Source organism: Roseivirga sp. E12, from assembly GCF_017592825.1.
Classification (GTDB): domain Bacteria; phylum Bacteroidota; class Bacteroidia; order Cytophagales; family Cyclobacteriaceae; genus Roseivirga.
Genome location: NZ_JAGFMD010000009.1, coordinates 21,276 through 38,606 on the forward strand (window position 1 = coordinate 21,276; position 17,331 = coordinate 38,606).

Here is a 17,331-nt window from a genome sequence, read left to right on the forward strand (position 1 = left end):
CATCAACTCGACCTTAACACAATGAACCTGAATAAGTTCTTTCAAGAACTCAAAAGACGCAATGTCTTTAAAGTGGCCACTGCCTATGGCGTGACGGCCTGGCTGATTATTCAGGTTCTTGTGGCCATTGAAAAACCCTTAGGTATTCCAGAGGGTATCGACACGGTGGTCATCTGGGCGCTCATCATCGGGTTTCCACTAGCGCTGATCATTGCATGGATCTACGAATGGACGAACAAAGGGCTTCAAAAAACGGAAGATGTAGACAGAGAGGAATCTATCACTTCCACTACCGGCAAAAAGCTCAATAGAATTATCATATCCTCTCTCTCTTTGGTTGTCATACTCTTATTGGTTGAGCGTATCTTCTTTGCGAGTGATTTATTCGATGTTAAAAAGCCTTCAATTGCCGTCCTGCCATTTGGGAGCCAGAGCACTGATGATTTGGACGTTTCACTTGCTGAAGGGCTTTCGGCAGAAGTAATCAGTGAAATGGGACGTATTGAGGGGCTTAAGATAATTGCCCAAACCTCTTCTTTCCGCTTTACAAAGGTTTCTAATAGCAATGCCGATATAGCCAATGAATTAGGTGTGAGGCATTTATTGACTGGCCGAGTGAGTAGACGTGGTACTGCGATTGTGGTTGAAGCCAAACTCCTGGATACTGAGGAAGGATCGGTGCTATGGTCAGACAAAATTGAACGGACGGTTGAAAATCTCTTCGACATCCAATCCACCATTATCAAAGCAGTTACCGAAAAACTCCGTGTAGACCTACTCCCGTCTGAAGAAGCACTACTCAACAAAAGGCCCACAGACAATCCACTGGCCTATGAGCTTTACATTCAAACCAGACAAACCATGGGACTGACTGGAGATGAAATTCGACTAGAAATAGAACTCCTCAAAAAAGCGATTGAGCTAGATTCGACTTTTGCTAAGGCTCATGCGACCCTAGCTATTGCCTATGACCGGTTGAGCCAAAGGGCAAATCTCGCCCATGAAGAAAAGATTGCCAATATGGAGTATCATGTGAAAAAAGCTTTTGAGCTAGATGCTAATGAACCTATGGCATTCAGAGCAAGATCCTGGTTAATAGAGGCAAGGTTTTCAGATGGACCTGAAAGATTTGCTAAAGCTGAAGAGGATCTTCTCAAAACCATTAGTATGGCTCCTAACAACGCCTTAGCTTTTAATGATTTACAGATCAATTTAAGAACTCAAAACCGGGACATTGAGGCAGATTCGGTATTACTGCTGGCATGGGAATTAGACCCATTGAATGCAGCCATCACGCATAATGTGGCGGGGCTTTATTCTAATGCGGGCAACAAAAAAGAAGCCGTTGAACTCTTAGAAAAGGCGATTAAGGACCATCCTGATTTTGCACCTATGCGAGCGCAGTTGATAGACCTCATAAGACTGGAGCCTTACGGCAGGACAGACGAATCGTTTAAGTTGGCCCATAAAGCCCTTAAGGAATTCCCTAATGATATACGACTTTTAGAAACCCTGGTGGAGCTCAGTAGATTCCTCGATTTGACTCCCATGATAGAAAAGTACATGAATCAATATCAACTCCTCTATCCCGAGAATTTCGGAATGATGATGGAGTTGTACGATACCAAAATGTTCTTCAAGGATTACGAGTTTGTTTTGAATTTCACAGATATGATGGAACAAAGGTTCCGGGGTCAGAGTGGAGCCTTAGAGAAACCATTTGCCAGATCAAGAGCATCAGTTGCACTGAGAAGAGGGGATTATGATCTGGCCAAATCGTACATTCTTAAGGGTTTTCCTGAAGTACTAGATCTTGATTTCGACTTGCTTCAAATTTTAGATGAACAGATTCAAAATGATGTTAGTTACGCTTTTTTAAGTTACTCGATTATATTGAAAGAGGAGGATAAAAAGGATTCAAGCTTGATGTATGTGAACAAACTGGCTAAATATTATGCCCATTTTGATTCTATTTCAGACCTTCGAACACAGAGTTCTAAGAACATTCTAGATGAGCTCTTGACACAAGCACCCAAAGTATCTACACCACGCCTGTTCAGTAATGTCTCTTATCAGTCACTTACTGGAGACGTTGATGGCATGATTGAAACATTGGAAGAACTGTACTTTGAGCGTAAGGCCTTCTCCAGTGCATGGCAAAGCCTAAATGGCGCAGCTGTTTATAAGATTCATGATGGTAACCCCAAATATGAGGCTTTTAAGAGACGAATCATGGAAGATGTTCATAAAAAGAGAGCTGTAGTAATTAACTACCTCAAGGAACAGGGAGAGTGGGATAATGCGTGGGATGCCCAACTCAATTAAAGTTGAATCAATGAAACTCACTACCACCACTTTCAGAATCATACTTATCAGTTTGTTTTCTTTTCAAGCTTTAGGAATGAGTGCTCAAACTGAGGAGCAAAAAGCCATGGCCAAACTCTCCTTTCTTATTGGCGATTGGAAGGGTCAAGGCACCAGCTATCCCATGGAAGATAACAAGCCTTACAACGTATTGAGCAAGGTGCGATACGACCTTGATGGTGAGCTCTTGGTGTTAAAACATAGGTCAACCAGGAACGATACCACCCTACTCGCTTTACATACGATCATGTACTACAACAAGGAAGATGGTTTTTACTACTACAATGCTTATCGCGGAAGTGGTGCACGTCCTTTTCAATGTCAGCTAAAGGATGATCAATTTATTTGTGAAATCAATGGCAACTATCGATTGACCTTCCAGAAAACTGAAAACGGTGAATTCAATGAATTTGGTCAACGACTTGTGGATGGTAAATGGCTAAAGAACTTTGAGGATATTCTACAGCCCACTTCTGAGGTGATTATCAAAGATCATTAGTCTTAACCTGAGAGTAATGTTCAACCCACAGAAAAAACGAACATTAAAAGTCTCCTCCTAGGAGGAGATTTAGAGGTGGGTGCGCTATGAGAAAAATAATACCCTATAATTCAAGGCTCGTTCCCCTTGCCAAAAAGCTCAGAGCCAATATGACTTTGAGTGAGGTGCTCTTATGGCAAGAAATAAAAGGCAAAAGGCTTGGGTATCGATTCAGCAGACAAATACCAATTGATGAGTTTATTGTAGACTTTTACTGCAAAGATCTCATGTTAGCCATTGAAATTGATGGTGAAAGTCATCACCACAATGGCCAGCCTGAGAAGGATAGAAAGAGACAACAACGGCTGGAGTCGCTTGGTGTTAGATTCATAAGATTTGACGATATTGATATAAAGAAAGACATCAGTTGGGTTATTGAAGAATTGCAATTGACTATAACAGACTTAACAACCCACCCCTAACCCCTCCAGGAAGGGGAATAAACATATGCCAAACTTCTTCCGAAAACTTAGACAAAAAGAAATGAAAGGTAGTACCTATCTCAAATATGCCATTGGTGAGATTTTTCTCGTGGTAGTCGGCATCCTTATCGCCTTAAGTCTCAATAGTTGGAGCGAACGACTCAAAGAAAACAAAAAGGAAAAATTAACCATTGAGATTCTGTCAGATGAGATCTCTAAGAACATGGGTGCCATGAGCGAAGACTTCTTAAATAATAATCTGATTCTGGATAGTTTAACACTTTACCTTAAGGGAGAATTAATCAAGACTGATGCATATGCAAAAGCTCAATTCATTAGTTATGTCCTGAATTATAATTGGGGAATACTCGAATACCCAACACTAGAACAAGAGTTAGGCCCAAGTCGCATAATCAAGAATGCCGCAGACTTGAACTCCTCATTCAAAGATTTGAATGCTGCGCATCTCGCATTAGACTTCCAACTCAACTATTTGAATGAACTATTCAATAACCAAACCGTACCTTTTTTACTGGAAGCCGGTGCCGGCACCGGTTTGATTAACACCATGTTTCAATTTAATAGTGAAGTCCCAAACCTAAGCCGCTTGTATGGCACTGAGGCATTGAATAATATTTTATCCATTCAACAGCTCTTCCTTTTTAGTTATAACAATAGAATCAAAAGGCTGATTGACGAATCAAACGAAACACTAGTGGTTTTAAAGGAGCTTTAACCCTTTATCACCCTCCTAATATCTACAGAGAGTTTTCTCATTTGTATTATATTCGTTTAGTCTATGATACTCGATGTATATCAACACTTTAGAGAAACACCCGGCTATAACAAGCTTATAGGAGATGATTTCTGCTTGATAGAATACAAGTGCCCAATTGATGTTGAAAAATTCAAGTTATGGACGGAGTCTCACTTTTTATCCTTCGTTATTAAGGGAAGGAAAGATTGGACCTCTATCGAGAAAACTTATCAAACCAAAGCAGGGGATGCACTCTTTATTAGAAAGGGTGTTTATAATACCAAGCAATACTTGGAGGAGGACTATTGCACCATGCTCTTCTTTATGAATGACAATTTCATTCGAAACTTTATGAAGGAGACAGATCAGCTTTCCGGTGCAAGTGTCAATGTTCCTGACCGCCAGATCTTCGAGGTTAATATCAATTCTGGACTTGAATCAATGCTCATGTCCGTATTTAACTACATGACGCAAGAGGGTGGGATTCCTAAGGAACTGGTAATGATCAAACTAAAGGAACTCTTGTTCAACCTATTAATGGACAAAGACAATCCAGAGATTGCGGATTTCTTTAGATCAATCCAGTCTGTGGAAAAAACCAGCCTAGATGAGATAATGCGGAAAAACTTCCATTGCGACTTAAGCATGGAAGACTTTGCAAGACTCAGTGGCCGTTCACTTTCAACATTTAAACGAGATTTCAAAAAAGTCTACAACGATACACCACAACGCTGGCTTACAGACAAGCGTTTGGACTATGCTCGTACTCTCCTACTTACTTCAGATCTGAATGCCAACGAGGTTGGCTTTGAAGCAGGCTTTGCCAACTCATCCCATTTCAATAAGGCCTTCAAAGAAAAGTTCAGTTTACCTCCGAATCAGTTCCGCAAGTCAGAGCTTTCAATTCAGTAAAAGTGAGCTTTAATAGTCATTGGCCCTCTCAGCAAATCATTTGAACTTCTGAGAAAATCCCATCATGCCTGCCTAAAATAATTTTGAGGCATGAAAAAAATACTAATGTTTTTGTATTCGATCATTGCCTATCTCATTGGCTTTGCATCGATTCTATTGTGGATTGCTTCTGTTAGCAACCTGGTACCGGAAGTCTCTATTGATGGCACGCCACAACTTCCGGTTTATCTAGCCGTCCTAAAGAATTTTGGGTTGGTTCTACTTTTTGGTCTTCAGCACAGCATTATGGCTAGAAGGCCAGTGAAACGTTTTTTCGAGCGCTTCTTCCCGAGACACATTGAGCGCAGTACCTTTGTATTAGCCTCGGGAATCTTGCTAACATTTCTAGTCCTAGAATGGGAACCACTAGGTGGTCAAATTTGGAGTATTCAGGAAGGTTCTGTAGCCTACTACATTTCCTATGTCCTATTTTTCGCTGGTTGGGCTATTCTATTTATCAGCTCATTTCTAATCAATCATTTCGACTTATTTGGTCTAAGACAGACTTATCTTGAACTAAGAAACAAGCCTTATACTGAGCTAAATTTCAGGGTCTATAGTTTCTACAAGTACATCCGTCATCCGCTGTATGCGGGAGGAATCCTCGGGGTTTGGGCAACGCCTTATATGACAGTAACACACTTAGTCTTTGCCGTTGGCATAACGGCATACTTTGTCATAGGTGCCAAAATTGAAGAGAAGGACCTCATCAATGACTTTGGAGATGATTATCTAGGCTATAAAGCCAGTACTCCAATGCTTGTTCCATTCACTAAAATCTAAATAGTATGAGACATCAATCAGAAGTATTAGAAAGACAGAAGCCATTAATCACCACTTACTTAATGGAACCTGAAAAGGCTTGGGTAACAGATGTGGCCATTGTGAAAGGACAAAATTTAAATGACCCATTTCACACCGAAGTAATCGCCAATGACGAGTTAGAGACACCCATACAAATAGGTGTGCATAGAGCTGTTGGTGGTTTGCATGATGCACCCAACCCTGGTGATATGCTCTGCACCGCATTGGCTGCGTGTTTTGAAAGTACATTGAGATTAGTAGCAAATCGCTTGGGAATAACCTTGGTCGAAACAGAGGTTAAAGCAACTGCCGAAGTAGATGTAAGAGGCACTTTGATGGTAGATAAATCTGTACCTGTGGCTTTTCAGAAAATGACATTAACGGTGAATGTCTCCTGCGAGCAGACAGCCGAGCAACTGCTACATACCATGCTAGCCGCCACCGAAAAGAGTTGCATCGTTTTGCAGACCTTGAAAATGGCACTACCTGTAAGAGTCAAAACCAATTTTGCAGTACTTGCGGCATAATAGTGCTACTTAATTCAGTGTTATGATGAGTTAAGAAAAAAAGCACAACAAGTTTGAACAATTTACATCAACACTCTGATTTACATCATGACATAAGCTTATTCTTGCAAACCGGCTAGTTAGTGGTTTAGAGTGTATTAAGATTGATGATAATTGTGCCTAACTTCTGGTGAAAGCTTTGCAAATGGCCCTCTAGTTCAGACTAATGAGGGCCATTTTTGGTTAATTCTCTTTCGAAGCTTCCCAGGCGGCTACGCGTTTCTTGTGAGCTTCCACATCCCATTTCAGGTTCCAGTATGCGATGTATTCTTCAATGGTTCCCAGGCCTACCGAAGCCCTTCTTTCATTGACTTTTTCGGGCTCTATCATAGGCAGCACGTACAGCTCACCCGTTTCCTTGTCATTCCATAGTTGGCTCCCATAGATCTGTTTCTTCCCAGTTTTAGTAGCCACTCGGTCTTCCAGCAAGGCAAGATTCTCTGAACGTGCCTTCCCGTCCTTCACTGCCTGCCTGATCATTGGCAATCGCCTGACCTGGACATCGAGTTTTGCATGTTGAATAATGAGAAAAAGTGCCACATTGCCTTTTGAGCCAACTACGTCCACTCCCAGCCAGCCATGCTCATCCAGTATCTCGTTTACTCGTATGGTATGTAAAGAGTCAATTTCGTTAATTTCATCCCATTTGGCCCTGACTTTTGGATCATCATTTCCTAGTTCGTCAATCAAGGCAATTACTTCACGCCTATGCTTAGAATCTTTTTCGAGCATGGCCTCCAACTCCTTTGCCAGGGCTTCATTGTACACCTCCTGCCCTAACAGCGGCATGGATAGAAGTAGTAATAAAATTTTTAATAGCTGTCTCATATCTCTGATTATTCTTTGACCATTACCGCCCACTTCGTTGCATAGCGAGCCTTCTCCTGTTTTTTAAACTGATCTTCAATTTCCTTATCGCTTAAGCCTTGTTCCTTGAAGTATTTCACCATCGACTCATCCCTTTCAAACTTCTGCTTTACTTCACCTGTGGTGCCAAAAACTGCTACCCAGCCATGAGGTTTCCCATTGGTTAGAAATACGGCAGGAGTTTCCATCATAGGATGTGTCGTACCCTGACCATAAATGGAATTGATTTGGGCAAACACATGGTTCTTATGGAGGGTGATAAAACCGGCATCGGCCCAATGTTCCAAATAAAAAGTAGAGTCAGACTTTACACCCAGTTCCCATCCAACCCTGATTGGATTACCGTTTCTGACGTACTTATTAAGTTCTTCCAGACTTCCGCTGATTCTATTTCCCTGTCTGTCTGCTTCGTAAACGACCTTGTACAGGCCACCTTCTTGAGCCGTTAGTAAACTGTTTACGCAAAAAATTAGCAAACCTGTGATTAATAAATTTCTGAGTTTCATGTTCTTTTTTGTTGAAATCTGGGCTCTTCAAGTGCTATTCAGAAATTAATTCAACAAACAACCGGTTAACATCTACAAACGACACGAGCCTTATATGCTTCAAAATCGTATTTTAGGTATCTCGCATCTGCTATGAACTCTAGACATAAAAAGTTTTATCAACACCTCGGCTTCTGGTTAGTCTTTTGGTTTGTTCAATCGCTGCTCTTCAGTGGGGGAAAGCACCTGGGCTTTTACCTAGCGAAAAACATAGTCATAGTCGGTTTACAAGTCATCATTGTTTATGTCAACTGGCATCTCTTGTTTCGGCTTATTACTACTAAGAGGTATATTCTTTTTTCGCTCATATCTATAAGCTTGGTATATCTCGTCTACTCTATTGCTTATACCCTAATTGATACTACCCTCTCAGTAGCCTACCCAAGTATAAAAAATCTTACCCCCTATAAATTCAGGTGGGTCACCTCTTTCTGGTCTGTCTTATCTGGATCAGCACCCTACTCGATAGCCTTGTTAGGTAGTACAGTATTTGGACTTATAAGAGAGAACAATAGCCACGCAAATCAAACACTTGCCAGTGAAGAACTGGAAAAGACTGAAGATGAGGGAGAAAATACTTTAATGCTTAAAGAGGGAAAAGTTATTCATAGATTACCCATAGAAGACATCCTCTTTGTCCAAGGAATGAAGGAATATGTGAGCTGGCATACTAAGGATAAAAAACTCATCACCCTCCACTCCTTAGCTAACCTAGAAGATCAGTTAGGGGATAAAGGCTTTTTGCGAACACATAAGTCCTTCATTGTAAATACCAAATGTGTGAACGCTATTCGATATGACTCACTCGAAATTCCAGGCACAAAGATCCCGATAGGTCGAAGTTATCGGAGCCGTGTTCAAGACTGTTTTCAGTCAGAAATTTAAAACTATGAGACACTTCAAGTTCCTATTTTTCATTTGTCTCACAGCTTTTTTGGTGGCTTGCAAGTCATCCAACGACACTTGGGTAGCAGTTTATAAAAACGACAAGGAAGGAGAAACAATCACGGGCAGTAAAGCACAATTGATCAATGCCATTAGAAACGGTAATCCTGTACGAATAGCTTGGGGATCAGAAGGAAAAACTCACCGCATTGAGCATATAAGCGATCCAATATGGATTGCCATATTAGATGAAACTGAGGTGATTGCCCATTTAGACCCTCAAGTTCTGTCTAGTGTCAACTGGGACACCCTCTCTGCAGACTACGCTGATTCAACCAAGCTTTCGGAAGAATGGAGAGTAGTGATTACCACCAAGGGAGAATTTGACGCGGTTTGGTACGACAGGGCCAATCACAAAGTACTTCAAAGAAGACCTCAGAACCATGTAATGACTTGGTTTGTGAAAGGAAAGGTTGTCGAAAATGCACCGCCCTTTTTCCAGAAGTAACCTGACTAAGCTCTAATAGCTTTAACAGATGCTTCGAGCAGGTTCATTGCCTCTTCAATTTCTGGCTCATTGAGTGATGCAAAGCCCATGCGAATCGCATTGAGCTTGTTTCCCTCCGCATCAGAGAAAACCGATTTTGAAATCAGAAGTCCGTTCTTAATTGCTACCTCTCGTAGCTTCGGTAAATCAATAGTATCGTCAAAAGTTACCCAGACCGCCAAACCACCTTCTGGTACCTGAAAGCTTACCAAATTCCCTAATTTTTGCTTTAGCAAATCACAAAAAAGATCTCGTCTTATATGATAGGCCTTAAGGGCCTTTTTCATATGCCTCCTTATTTCCCCCTCTTCAAAAAGCACAGCGATAGCTCGCTCTAGGGCCATATTTCCGTGACAGTCGATAAATCGACTCAGTCGTGATAGTTCTCTGATAAAATTGGCCGGAGCCACAATAAAACCAGTCCTTAAGCCCGGGGCAACCGTTTTACTCAAGGAACCGACATAAATCACAGAACCCGCCCGATCTGAACTAGACATGGGCAAGATTGGACTACTGTTATAATGAAAGTCATAGTCATAGTCGTCTTCAATTATGGCGAACTGATATTTCTCAGCTAACATCAATAGCTTCATTCTTCGCTCTGCACTCAACGATACGGTAGTAGGGTTATGATGATGCGGCATGATAAATACCGCTCTTATCTTCTCTTTTTGACAAACCTTCTCAATGGCATGGACATCAATCCCCTCATTGTCAAGTGGTACTTTAACCAAGTCTCCTCCGGCAATTCTAATAATGTCATTCGCCACTTTGAAGCTCACATCCCCAACAATTACCTTGTCACCAGGCCCAAGCAGTACACGGAAAATATTCGAAAAGGCCATAAGGCTACCTCGTGTAATCATCAGGTTATCTGTGCTCACATTAATACTCCTGGTTTCGGCCAAGTACTTCACTACTTGCTTTCTTAAGAGAAGGTCACCATTGAAACTATCCGAGTAATTCAGAAGCTTCACACTTCTATTCCCGTTCATTATCCCATTGATGTTCTTAGTCAACGAACGCATAGGCGCCAGTCTAACATCCGGATAACCTGCATCGATAACCAGTTCGTTTCCGGCTATTTTGGGAGACTTATAATGCTCTAAAAAGTCAAGGTTGCTATTGAGCTCGAAGATGCTCTGAGCCTTGTGGTCTCTTTCAATACCAGAATCCAGGGCACGCGCATGACTTATTGGAAGCTTCGAGCTAACGAAGCACCCCTGGTTTGGTTTTACCTCTAGCCAGCCTTGCGCCTCAAGCTCTTCATAGGCAGAAATAATCGTCCTCCTATTCACTCCTAGTAAGTCCGATAAACTTCGTGAGCCTGGCAGTTTTAGACTCGAGGCAATTTCTCCACAAGAAATCTTCTTAATGAATTCATTGCATACCTGAAGGTATAGCGGTACGGTACTATCCCTGTCAATCTTAATAATGGTTTTATAAGGTAACATAACCGGATCACATGTTGATTATAAACTGGATTAATTATATGCACCGGTTAAGATATAGTTTTGGTCATGAATTACACAATAGTGAACAATAAACTTTAAGATTATGAAACCCCAACAAAACCTAAAAGTTCTATCACTCCTCATATTGAGCAGCTTAAATTTAACTGCCCAGAAGAGCATGGTAATGACCAAAATCTCAGAACCTATTGTCATTGATGGCAAGGTGGATGAGGCCGTTTGGAACAAAGTGCCACTCCTTGGCGTCTCACAGAAAGTACCGAATGCCGGTGCACCACCAACTCAGCTCACAGAACTTAGGTTGGCTTATGACAACGAGTATCTCTATCTATCCGGACGCATGTTTGACACCGACCCCGAGAAAATGGTGCTCAATTCAAAGAAGCGAGATGACTTTTCTGAAAATACAGAATGGATGGGTTTTTTAATCGATTCCTATAATGATCGAGAGAATTCGCTCGGGTTCTTTGTCACACCCCATGGTTCGCGACTCGATATGGCAATTGCCAATGATGCGCAAGGCCCAACGGCTTTCAATTTGAGTTGGAATAGCTATTGGGATGCAGCAGCAACTCGCGATGATAGAGGTTGGTTTGCAGAGATCAGAATCCCCTTCACCACACTGCCATTTGAAGTAATCGATGGGAAAGTAACCATGGGCATTACCACTTGGAGATATTATGCCCGTAATGATGAGACGGATATCTTTCCTCCTAGAGACTTGTCAACTGGTAGTTCGTTCAGACCATCACTCACCCAACGCTTTACATTCACGGACATCGATCAGCGTAAGCCGATACACATTACTCCCTATGTCTTAGGCGGCATGGCCAACACACAAGTCCATACTCAAGGAGATGCCAGTTATCACAATGAACAACAGCTCAAGAAAGAGATTGGGATCGATGCAAAAGTCGCACTCGGAAGTAATGCTACACTGGACCTGACGGTAAACACAGATTTTGCACAGGTTGAAGTGGATGATCAGCAAGTAAACCTGACTCGTCTCAACCTTTTCTTTCCAGAGAAGCGACTCTTTTTTCAAGAGCGAGCAAGTCTCTTCGAATTCAACTTTGGTAATTCAGATCGGATATTTCATAGCCGAAGAATTGGCATTGTCAATGGCCAACAAACTCGAATTTATGGAGGTGCTAGAGCTTATGGTCGTTTTGGTACTTGGGAAACGGGTGTTTTGAATATGCAGACCGGACCACAAGGCAATATCGATTCGGAAAACTTCAGTGTTTTCAGAGTTAGGAAAAGAGTACTGAATGAAAACTCGACTATTGGGGTGATCCTCACAAACAGGACTGATTTTAAAGGAAGGTATAATACAGTTTACGGCTTTGATGCAACCTTAAGGGTACATAAGCAGAACTATCTATCTATGAGATTGGCTCAGTCCGTAACGGACGAAAACAATGATCCCTTTAGCTCATTAGATCAAACCAAGTACTTTATAGAGTTATCAAAAAGATCGCAAGAGGGATTCACATATACCATAAATTATGGTCGAGCGGGTAATGCTTACGAGCCGGGTATCGGTTTCGAACATAGACCTGACTTCAGCCAACTCAATCATGTATTTTCCTACAATATGTTCCCAGAGGAGAAGTCCAAAATCTCTCAACATGGGCCATACTTAATGGGAGGCCTAACTTGGGGTAATTCACATGGAAAGCTCGAAACCAGAAATACACATTTGGGATATAATGTGCTCACTAAACTGGGCTGGACATATGATATTCGAGTACAATCTGATGAAGAGCAGTTGTTCTCTCCATTGACCTTACCAGGAAGTATCGAAGTTGCACCAGGTAAATATCCATTTACAAGTGTTTTTGCCTCTGTCACAACGAACTCTGCCAACCGTCTCTCCTATTTCTTAGGAGCAGGAACCGGCAATTTTTATGATGGACAGAAGAACACACTATGGGTGGCACCCTTCCTGAATGTTACTCCTGACTTTATAGTGGAAGCCAGCTACTCTCACAATCAGCTGAATTTTGGTAACCAATCGAAGAAGGTCAATGTAGTGCTCACCCAGTTGAAGATGCTATATACATTTAGCACGAAACTGACTGTAAATGCTTTCATTCAGCATAATAGCGTTTCGAAAACGTACTTGGGTAGCATCAGGCTTAGATATAACCCACGAGAAGGAGATGATTTCTACTTCGTCTTCAATGGAGACATAAACGAAGATAGGTTTCGAAACGAACTCACGCTTCCCGTAAGCAATGGCAGCACCATTTTTCTTAAGTATAGTAAAACCTTTCACTTCTAATCTCAGCATGAAAAAGCACATCATTTACATTGTTTTTATAACGTTGCTCAGTCAGCCCATTTTTGCCCAAAAGGAACAGTCTACAACGCTGCGGAAGAAACAAGGGATAGAAAACCTCATTGACCTTAAAAAGGACCTCAATTCGTTCCTTAAAGAGAGGCATATCCCTGGGGCAATGGTTTCCATTGTAACGAGTGACACTGTAATCTTTGCTGGTGGTTTTGGTTTTGCTGACTTGGAAAAAAGGGAAGCAGTTTCAGCCGGCCATCTATTTCGACTCGGGTCAATCTCCAAGTCAATTACCTCTCTGGGCTTAATCAAGTTGCTTTCAGAAACAGGCTACACATTGGACACTCCTATTAGGGATATAGTACCTAATGATGCATTTTCAAATTCATGGAGCAGTAACACCCCTATTACGATTGAACACCTACTCGAACACACTACGGGTTTCGATGACTTTCATACTCATGCCATCTATAACAGATCAGATTCTGTGCGCCCACCGGTTCGAGACATGGTGATGTCACACCGTAATTCTCTAACATCAAGATGGGAACCTGGAGTAAGAAAAGCTTACTCAAACCCAGGTTATATCATGGCTGGCTATGTCATGGAATTGTTGGCCAACGAGCCTTACAATGAATACTTAAAAAGTCGAGTTCTATCTCCTCTAGGCATGAATTCCTCAGACTTCTATTTCAAGAAGCCAGAGGGTATGTTATTCGCTCAGGGTTATCGATACAAGGCTGGCAATCATGTTTCTGTTGGCTTTCCTTCTATTCAAGGCGGTCCAGCAGGCGGGTTCTCTTCAAATGCAATCGAAATGGGTCACTTTCTCCAGTTCTTATTGAATAGATCAGCCGAAAACATCGACTCTACGGTTTTTAGTAAAGAAATCTTCGATAGAATCGAAAATTCGAATTCCACGCTTGCCGGAGAATCTGGACTCCCAGGAGGGTATGGATACGGCAATTATACAGTATGGAGAAATGGATTCGTATTTCACGGTCATGATGGAGGAATTGATGGTTTCTCTTCGCGCTATTTATACTCTAGAGATGCTGATATTGCAATTTCTGTTGTAATCAACAGAGAGGGAAATGCAACCGAAATTGCTGGTAAAATACTGGACTTCTTTCTGGGCGAACCTTCTGAAGAGGCCAAGAGGGTAACTTTTCCTATTCCCGAAACATTAAAAGAAAGTCACGAAGGCTTTTATGGCTTTGCGAACCCAAGACAAGAACTGTTCAAATTCTCAGAGCGGATGTTAGCAGGCATTTCCCTAGATTTTGAAGATGACATCATCATAGTGAAGAGCATATTAGGCAAGCACCGCGACACATTATACTATGCTGGCTCAAACATGTTTTACAAAAATGACGAAGCTGTGCCTGCTACAATGCTATTGACTTCAACGACTGGAAAGCCGGTATTCTGGATCAACGAAAGTTATACCGAAATGGAATCTCATTCCCTTAGGCTTCTCTCGAGTATTAGTATCACCATTTCCATGATTATGCCATTTATATTTCTTGGTTATGGTATCATATGGTTTGTAATCAGGGCCTTTTCCAAGATCAAAAAACCCTCAAGACATCATTTGGTTCTCACGGGCGCTTCACTTTGTTATACACTCTTGTTTGTTTCATTTGGAATGGCAATGAGCGATGTTTCTACTGCCGGAATGGTCACATTCCAAAGTGTTTTACTTTTCATTAGCTCTCTGCTTTTTATACCAAGTGTGATAGCAACTATTGTACTGTGGTTTAAACCATTTACGGGCAAAGGGTTTCGCTTTTACTATATCGCAACCTCCTCTGCAATGCTCCTTATGACCATTTTCTTCATACAAAATGGATTTATAGGCTTAAGGCTCTGGGCATATTAGGCCCCTGCACCAAGAAAAAAAGCCGCTTTCTCATACTGTCCTGAAAACCAGTTGACTCAATAGATCAACCGGATGAATCGCTGGTTCCAAACCGGATTACACAATAGAAAGGACAAAGCCATTCTTTAGTATTCTAAACTCAGTGTTATGAAAATCAAGACCATTCTATATTCAGTATTTTTTATAGTCCTATGTTTCAATGGCCTATCTCAAACCAATAAGTTCGATCAACTCCTAGAAGACTTCCATGAAGAGGGTCTTCAGTTAAGCCCCTTCGTGGCTACGCTCAACACAGGTGATAGCCGAAACAACGATAAGTTTGAGCTGGATATTTCAGACGAGTATCGAGGTGATTTCATCAATTACTATCAGAAGTACAAGACTGCCTTAGAAGGCATTAAACGATCAGAATTGTCTGCTGATCAGCAGGTCAGTTATGATATACTTTCCTGGGAATGTGCTATTAATATAGAGGGAGGTAAGTATCCAACTCATCTGATGCCACTCAATCAATTGTGGTGCTTACCCATCATTGTTGGTCAACAGGCCTCTGGTCAAGGAGCTGTGCCTTTTAAGACGGCAAAAGATTATGACAACTGGCTAAAAAGGCTAGATGGCTTTGTCTCATGGATCGAATTAGCCATTGAAAGGATGAAAGAGGGAATTCAATCAGGACATACTCTTCCAAAACCTCTAACGGAAAAAGTCATCCCACAATATGCTTCACTAGCAGCGGGCAAACCCACTGATCACTTGTACTACAGCCCAGTTAAAAACATACCTGAAGAGATTGATGAAAGTGAAGCAAAGAGGATAGAAAAGGCCTATAGTGCTAAAATCGAGAATGATTTGATTCCAGCCTTTAAGAGACTGCATCGCTTTCTGCAAGACGAATATCTACCAAATTCCAGAACATCGCATGGCATATCTGCAACACCGAACGGACTAGACTATTACAACTACTTGATCAAGGTGCAGACTACCACTACCCTCAAGGCCGATGAGATTCATACAATTGGTCTATCAGAGGTAGCGCGAATTCGAGGAGAAATGATGAAGGTGAAAGACCAAGTGGGTTTCAAAGGAAGTCTCATCGAGTTTTTTGACCATGTTAGAAACAACTCTGATTTGATGCCATTCAAGAACCCAGAAGAAGTCCTCAATAACTTCAACTTGATTTATCAGAAGATTAAGCCAAGGGTGGCGGAGCTATTCGACTTAGAGATTAACATTCCTTTTGAGATTAAGCGTGTCGAAGCATTTCGCGAAGCAAGTGCATCAGTACATTATGTAGCGGGAGCCGCAGATGCGAGTAGGCCTGGCATCTTCTATGTGCCTATCCCAGATGCTACCAAGTACAATACCTTTTCAGACGAATCTTTATTCTTGCATGAGGCTATTCCAGGGCATCACTTCCAAGCATCTGTGGCATTAGAAAATACAGGAGTACCCACCTTTAGAAAGTATGTTTGGTATGGGGCACATGGAGAAGGTTGGGGTCTCTATTGTGAATCATTGGGAAAAGAGCTTGGACTCTTTTCTGACCCCTACCAATATTTCGGCATGCTGAGTATGGAAATGCACCGAGCGATTCGACTCGTGGTTGATACCGGTATTCATACCAAAGGATGGACAAGAGAAAGAGCAATCAAGTACTCCTTAGAAAACGAAGCCGTTGCCGAGGCAACCATTGTATCAGAAGTAGAAAGATATATGGCATGGCCTGCTCAAGCGCTTTCATATAAAGTAGGTCAATTGAAAATCCAAGAACTGAGAGCCAAGGCTGAGAAAGAACTAGGAAATCGATTCGATATTAAAGGATTCCATACCACCATTATAGAATCAGGTGGGCTTCCTCTTAAGACTTTGGAAGAGAAGATCAATAGCTGGATTGAACACAATAACTAAGACAAGCAATGAAAATCACAGATTTAAACCCAAATGAATATGACCCTCTCTACGAGAAGTACATCAACCAGCTTTCCAAGAATGTATCACTTCGTGAGAGTTTTGAGCAAGGAAAGGAAAACATTACCGCTTTCTTCAATAGCATTCCAAAAGACAAGGTAGACCATCGTTATGCTCCAGAAAAATGGTCAATCAAAGAGGTATTGCAGCACTTAATTGATACTGAAAGAATTGTTATGCACAGGGCATTCCGAATAGCTCGAAATGACATGACTCCCCTAGCGTCATTCGATCATATCGCATATATAGAGCCTTCACTCGCCAGTAAAAAGTCAATGCCTCAGCTGATTGAAGAATACGAGGTGACAAGGTTATTCAGTCTATCGCTTTTAGACAGTCTAAGAGATGCTGATCTATGCCGAATTGGTATAGCGAGTCTACATCCACTGTCGGCAAGGGCTTGTGCATTTCACACGACAGGCCATGAAATATGGCACCAAGAAGTTATCATAGACAGGTATTTATAA

At 41.6% G+C, this 17,331-nt stretch carries 16 protein-coding genes; 13 read left to right on the forward strand and 3 right to left on the reverse strand.

Annotation, left to right across the window (positions count from 1 at the left end):
- Positions 1-21 precede the first annotated feature (21 nt).
- From J4E76_RS17450 to J4E76_RS17480, 7 genes are all read left to right on the forward strand, one after another.
- Positions 22-2,325 (forward strand): hypothetical protein, encoded by a 2,304-nt coding sequence (locus tag J4E76_RS17450; RefSeq protein ID WP_208506077.1) that lies wholly within the window; start codon positions 22-24, stop codon positions 2,323-2,325.
- Positions 2,326-2,335: 10 nt separating this feature from the next.
- Positions 2,336-2,863, forward strand: a complete 528-nt coding sequence (locus J4E76_RS17455) for a hypothetical protein (RefSeq protein ID WP_208506078.1) — start codon at positions 2,336-2,338, stop codon at positions 2,861-2,863.
- Between the two features lie 86 nt (positions 2,864-2,949).
- A complete protein-coding gene (locus J4E76_RS17460; RefSeq protein WP_208506079.1) occupies positions 2,950-3,324 on the forward strand; it encodes an endonuclease domain-containing protein in 375 nt (124 codons plus the stop codon).
- A 61-nt stretch (positions 3,325-3,385) separates the two neighbouring features.
- The gene (locus tag J4E76_RS17465) at positions 3,386-4,060 is read left to right on the forward strand and encodes a hypothetical protein (protein ID WP_208506080.1); all 675 of its coding nucleotides are present in this window, start codon (positions 3,386-3,388) and stop codon (positions 4,058-4,060) included.
- Positions 4,061-4,123: 63 nt separating this feature from the next.
- Positions 4,124-4,993: an AraC family transcriptional regulator gene (locus J4E76_RS17470; RefSeq protein WP_208506081.1), complete on the forward strand. Its 870-nt coding sequence runs from the start codon at positions 4,124-4,126 to the stop codon at positions 4,991-4,993.
- A 90-nt stretch (positions 4,994-5,083) separates the two neighbouring features.
- Positions 5,084-5,815, forward strand: coding sequence for an isoprenylcysteine carboxylmethyltransferase family protein (locus tag J4E76_RS17475; RefSeq protein ID WP_208506082.1), 732 nt, complete (start codon positions 5,084-5,086; stop codon positions 5,813-5,815).
- Positions 5,816-5,820: 5 nt separating this feature from the next.
- Positions 5,821-6,363: an OsmC family protein gene (locus tag J4E76_RS17480; protein ID WP_208506083.1), complete on the forward strand. Its 543-nt coding sequence runs from the start codon at positions 5,821-5,823 to the stop codon at positions 6,361-6,363.
- Between the two features lie 222 nt (positions 6,364-6,585).
- On the opposite strand, the gene J4E76_RS17485 is transcribed toward J4E76_RS17480, so the two are convergent.
- Both J4E76_RS17485 and J4E76_RS17490 read right to left on the reverse strand, forming a co-directional pair.
- Entirely contained in the window at positions 6,586-7,230 is a 645-nt protein-coding gene (locus J4E76_RS17485; protein WP_208506084.1) for a DUF6624 domain-containing protein, read from the reverse strand.
- Between the two features lie 8 nt (positions 7,231-7,238).
- Positions 7,239-7,775 (reverse strand): hypothetical protein, encoded by a 537-nt coding sequence (locus J4E76_RS17490; RefSeq protein ID WP_208506085.1) that lies wholly within the window; start codon positions 7,773-7,775, stop codon positions 7,239-7,241.
- Between the two features lie 132 nt (positions 7,776-7,907).
- Here J4E76_RS17490 and J4E76_RS17495 point away from each other — a divergent pair, with 132 nt between their 5' ends.
- Both J4E76_RS17495 and J4E76_RS17500 read left to right on the forward strand, forming a co-directional pair.
- Complete coding sequence (locus tag J4E76_RS17495) at positions 7,908-8,699, forward strand: LytTR family DNA-binding domain-containing protein (RefSeq protein ID WP_208506086.1); 792 nt, start codon at positions 7,908-7,910, stop codon at positions 8,697-8,699.
- A 4-nt stretch (positions 8,700-8,703) separates the two neighbouring features.
- Positions 8,704-9,207, forward strand: a complete 504-nt coding sequence (locus tag J4E76_RS17500) for a hypothetical protein (protein ID WP_208506087.1) — start codon at positions 8,704-8,706, stop codon at positions 9,205-9,207.
- A gap of 5 nt (positions 9,208-9,212) precedes the next feature.
- Here J4E76_RS17500 and J4E76_RS17505 read toward each other — a convergent pair whose 3' ends face one another.
- Positions 9,213-10,700, reverse strand: a complete 1,488-nt coding sequence (locus J4E76_RS17505) for a PLP-dependent aminotransferase family protein (RefSeq protein WP_208506088.1) — start codon at positions 10,698-10,700, stop codon at positions 9,213-9,215.
- A 103-nt stretch (positions 10,701-10,803) separates the two neighbouring features.
- On the opposite strand from J4E76_RS17505, the gene J4E76_RS17510 reads away from it, so the two are divergent.
- From J4E76_RS17510 to J4E76_RS17525, 4 genes are all read left to right on the forward strand, one after another.
- Positions 10,804-13,005, forward strand: a complete 2,202-nt coding sequence (locus J4E76_RS17510) for a DUF5916 domain-containing protein (RefSeq protein WP_208506089.1) — start codon at positions 10,804-10,806, stop codon at positions 13,003-13,005.
- A 7-nt stretch (positions 13,006-13,012) separates the two neighbouring features.
- Complete coding sequence (locus J4E76_RS17515) at positions 13,013-14,896, forward strand: serine hydrolase (RefSeq protein WP_208506090.1); 1,884 nt, start codon at positions 13,013-13,015, stop codon at positions 14,894-14,896.
- 147 nt (positions 14,897-15,043) lie between these two features.
- Positions 15,044-16,804, forward strand: coding sequence for a DUF885 family protein (locus J4E76_RS17520; RefSeq protein WP_208506091.1), 1,761 nt, complete (start codon positions 15,044-15,046; stop codon positions 16,802-16,804).
- Between the two features lie 8 nt (positions 16,805-16,812).
- On the forward strand, positions 16,813-17,331 hold the full coding sequence (locus tag J4E76_RS17525; RefSeq protein ID WP_208506092.1) for a DinB family protein: 519 nt from the start codon (positions 16,813-16,815) through the stop codon (positions 17,329-17,331).

Excerpts from the sequence above, each read along its gene's own strand:
- J4E76_RS17515 (WP_208506090.1), top strand. The coding sequence starts at position 13,013 with ATGAAAAAGCACATCATTTACATTGTTTTTATAACGTTGCTCAGTCAG.
- J4E76_RS17480 (WP_208506083.1), top strand. The coding sequence starts at position 5,821 with ATGAGACATCAATCAGAAGTATTAGAAAGACAGAAGCCATTAATCACC.
- J4E76_RS17490 (WP_208506085.1), bottom strand. The coding sequence starts at position 7,775 with ATGAAACTCAGAAATTTATTAATCACAGGTTTGCTAATTTTTTGCGTA.
- J4E76_RS17455 (WP_208506078.1), top strand. The coding sequence starts at position 2,336 with ATGAAACTCACTACCACCACTTTCAGAATCATACTTATCAGTTTGTTT.
- J4E76_RS17505 (WP_208506088.1), bottom strand. The coding sequence starts at position 10,700 with ATGTTACCTTATAAAACCATTATTAAGATTGACAGGGATAGTACCGTA.
- J4E76_RS17510 (WP_208506089.1), top strand. The coding sequence starts at position 10,804 with ATGAAACCCCAACAAAACCTAAAAGTTCTATCACTCCTCATATTGAGC.
- J4E76_RS17525 (WP_208506092.1), top strand. The coding sequence starts at position 16,813 with ATGAAAATCACAGATTTAAACCCAAATGAATATGACCCTCTCTACGAG.
- J4E76_RS17485 (WP_208506084.1), bottom strand. The coding sequence starts at position 7,230 with ATGAGACAGCTATTAAAAATTTTATTACTACTTCTATCCATGCCGCTG.
- J4E76_RS17495 (WP_208506086.1), top strand. The coding sequence starts at position 7,908 with ATGAACTCTAGACATAAAAAGTTTTATCAACACCTCGGCTTCTGGTTA.
- J4E76_RS17475 (WP_208506082.1), top strand. The coding sequence starts at position 5,084 with ATGAAAAAAATACTAATGTTTTTGTATTCGATCATTGCCTATCTCATT.
- J4E76_RS17450 (WP_208506077.1), top strand. The coding sequence starts at position 22 with ATGAACCTGAATAAGTTCTTTCAAGAACTCAAAAGACGCAATGTCTTT.
- J4E76_RS17470 (WP_208506081.1), top strand. The coding sequence starts at position 4,124 with ATGATACTCGATGTATATCAACACTTTAGAGAAACACCCGGCTATAAC.
- J4E76_RS17520 (WP_208506091.1), top strand. The coding sequence starts at position 15,044 with ATGAAAATCAAGACCATTCTATATTCAGTATTTTTTATAGTCCTATGT.
- J4E76_RS17465 (WP_208506080.1), top strand. The coding sequence starts at position 3,386 with ATGAAAGGTAGTACCTATCTCAAATATGCCATTGGTGAGATTTTTCTC.
- J4E76_RS17500 (WP_208506087.1), top strand. The coding sequence starts at position 8,704 with ATGAGACACTTCAAGTTCCTATTTTTCATTTGTCTCACAGCTTTTTTG.
- J4E76_RS17460 (WP_208506079.1), top strand. The coding sequence starts at position 2,950 with ATGAGAAAAATAATACCCTATAATTCAAGGCTCGTTCCCCTTGCCAAA.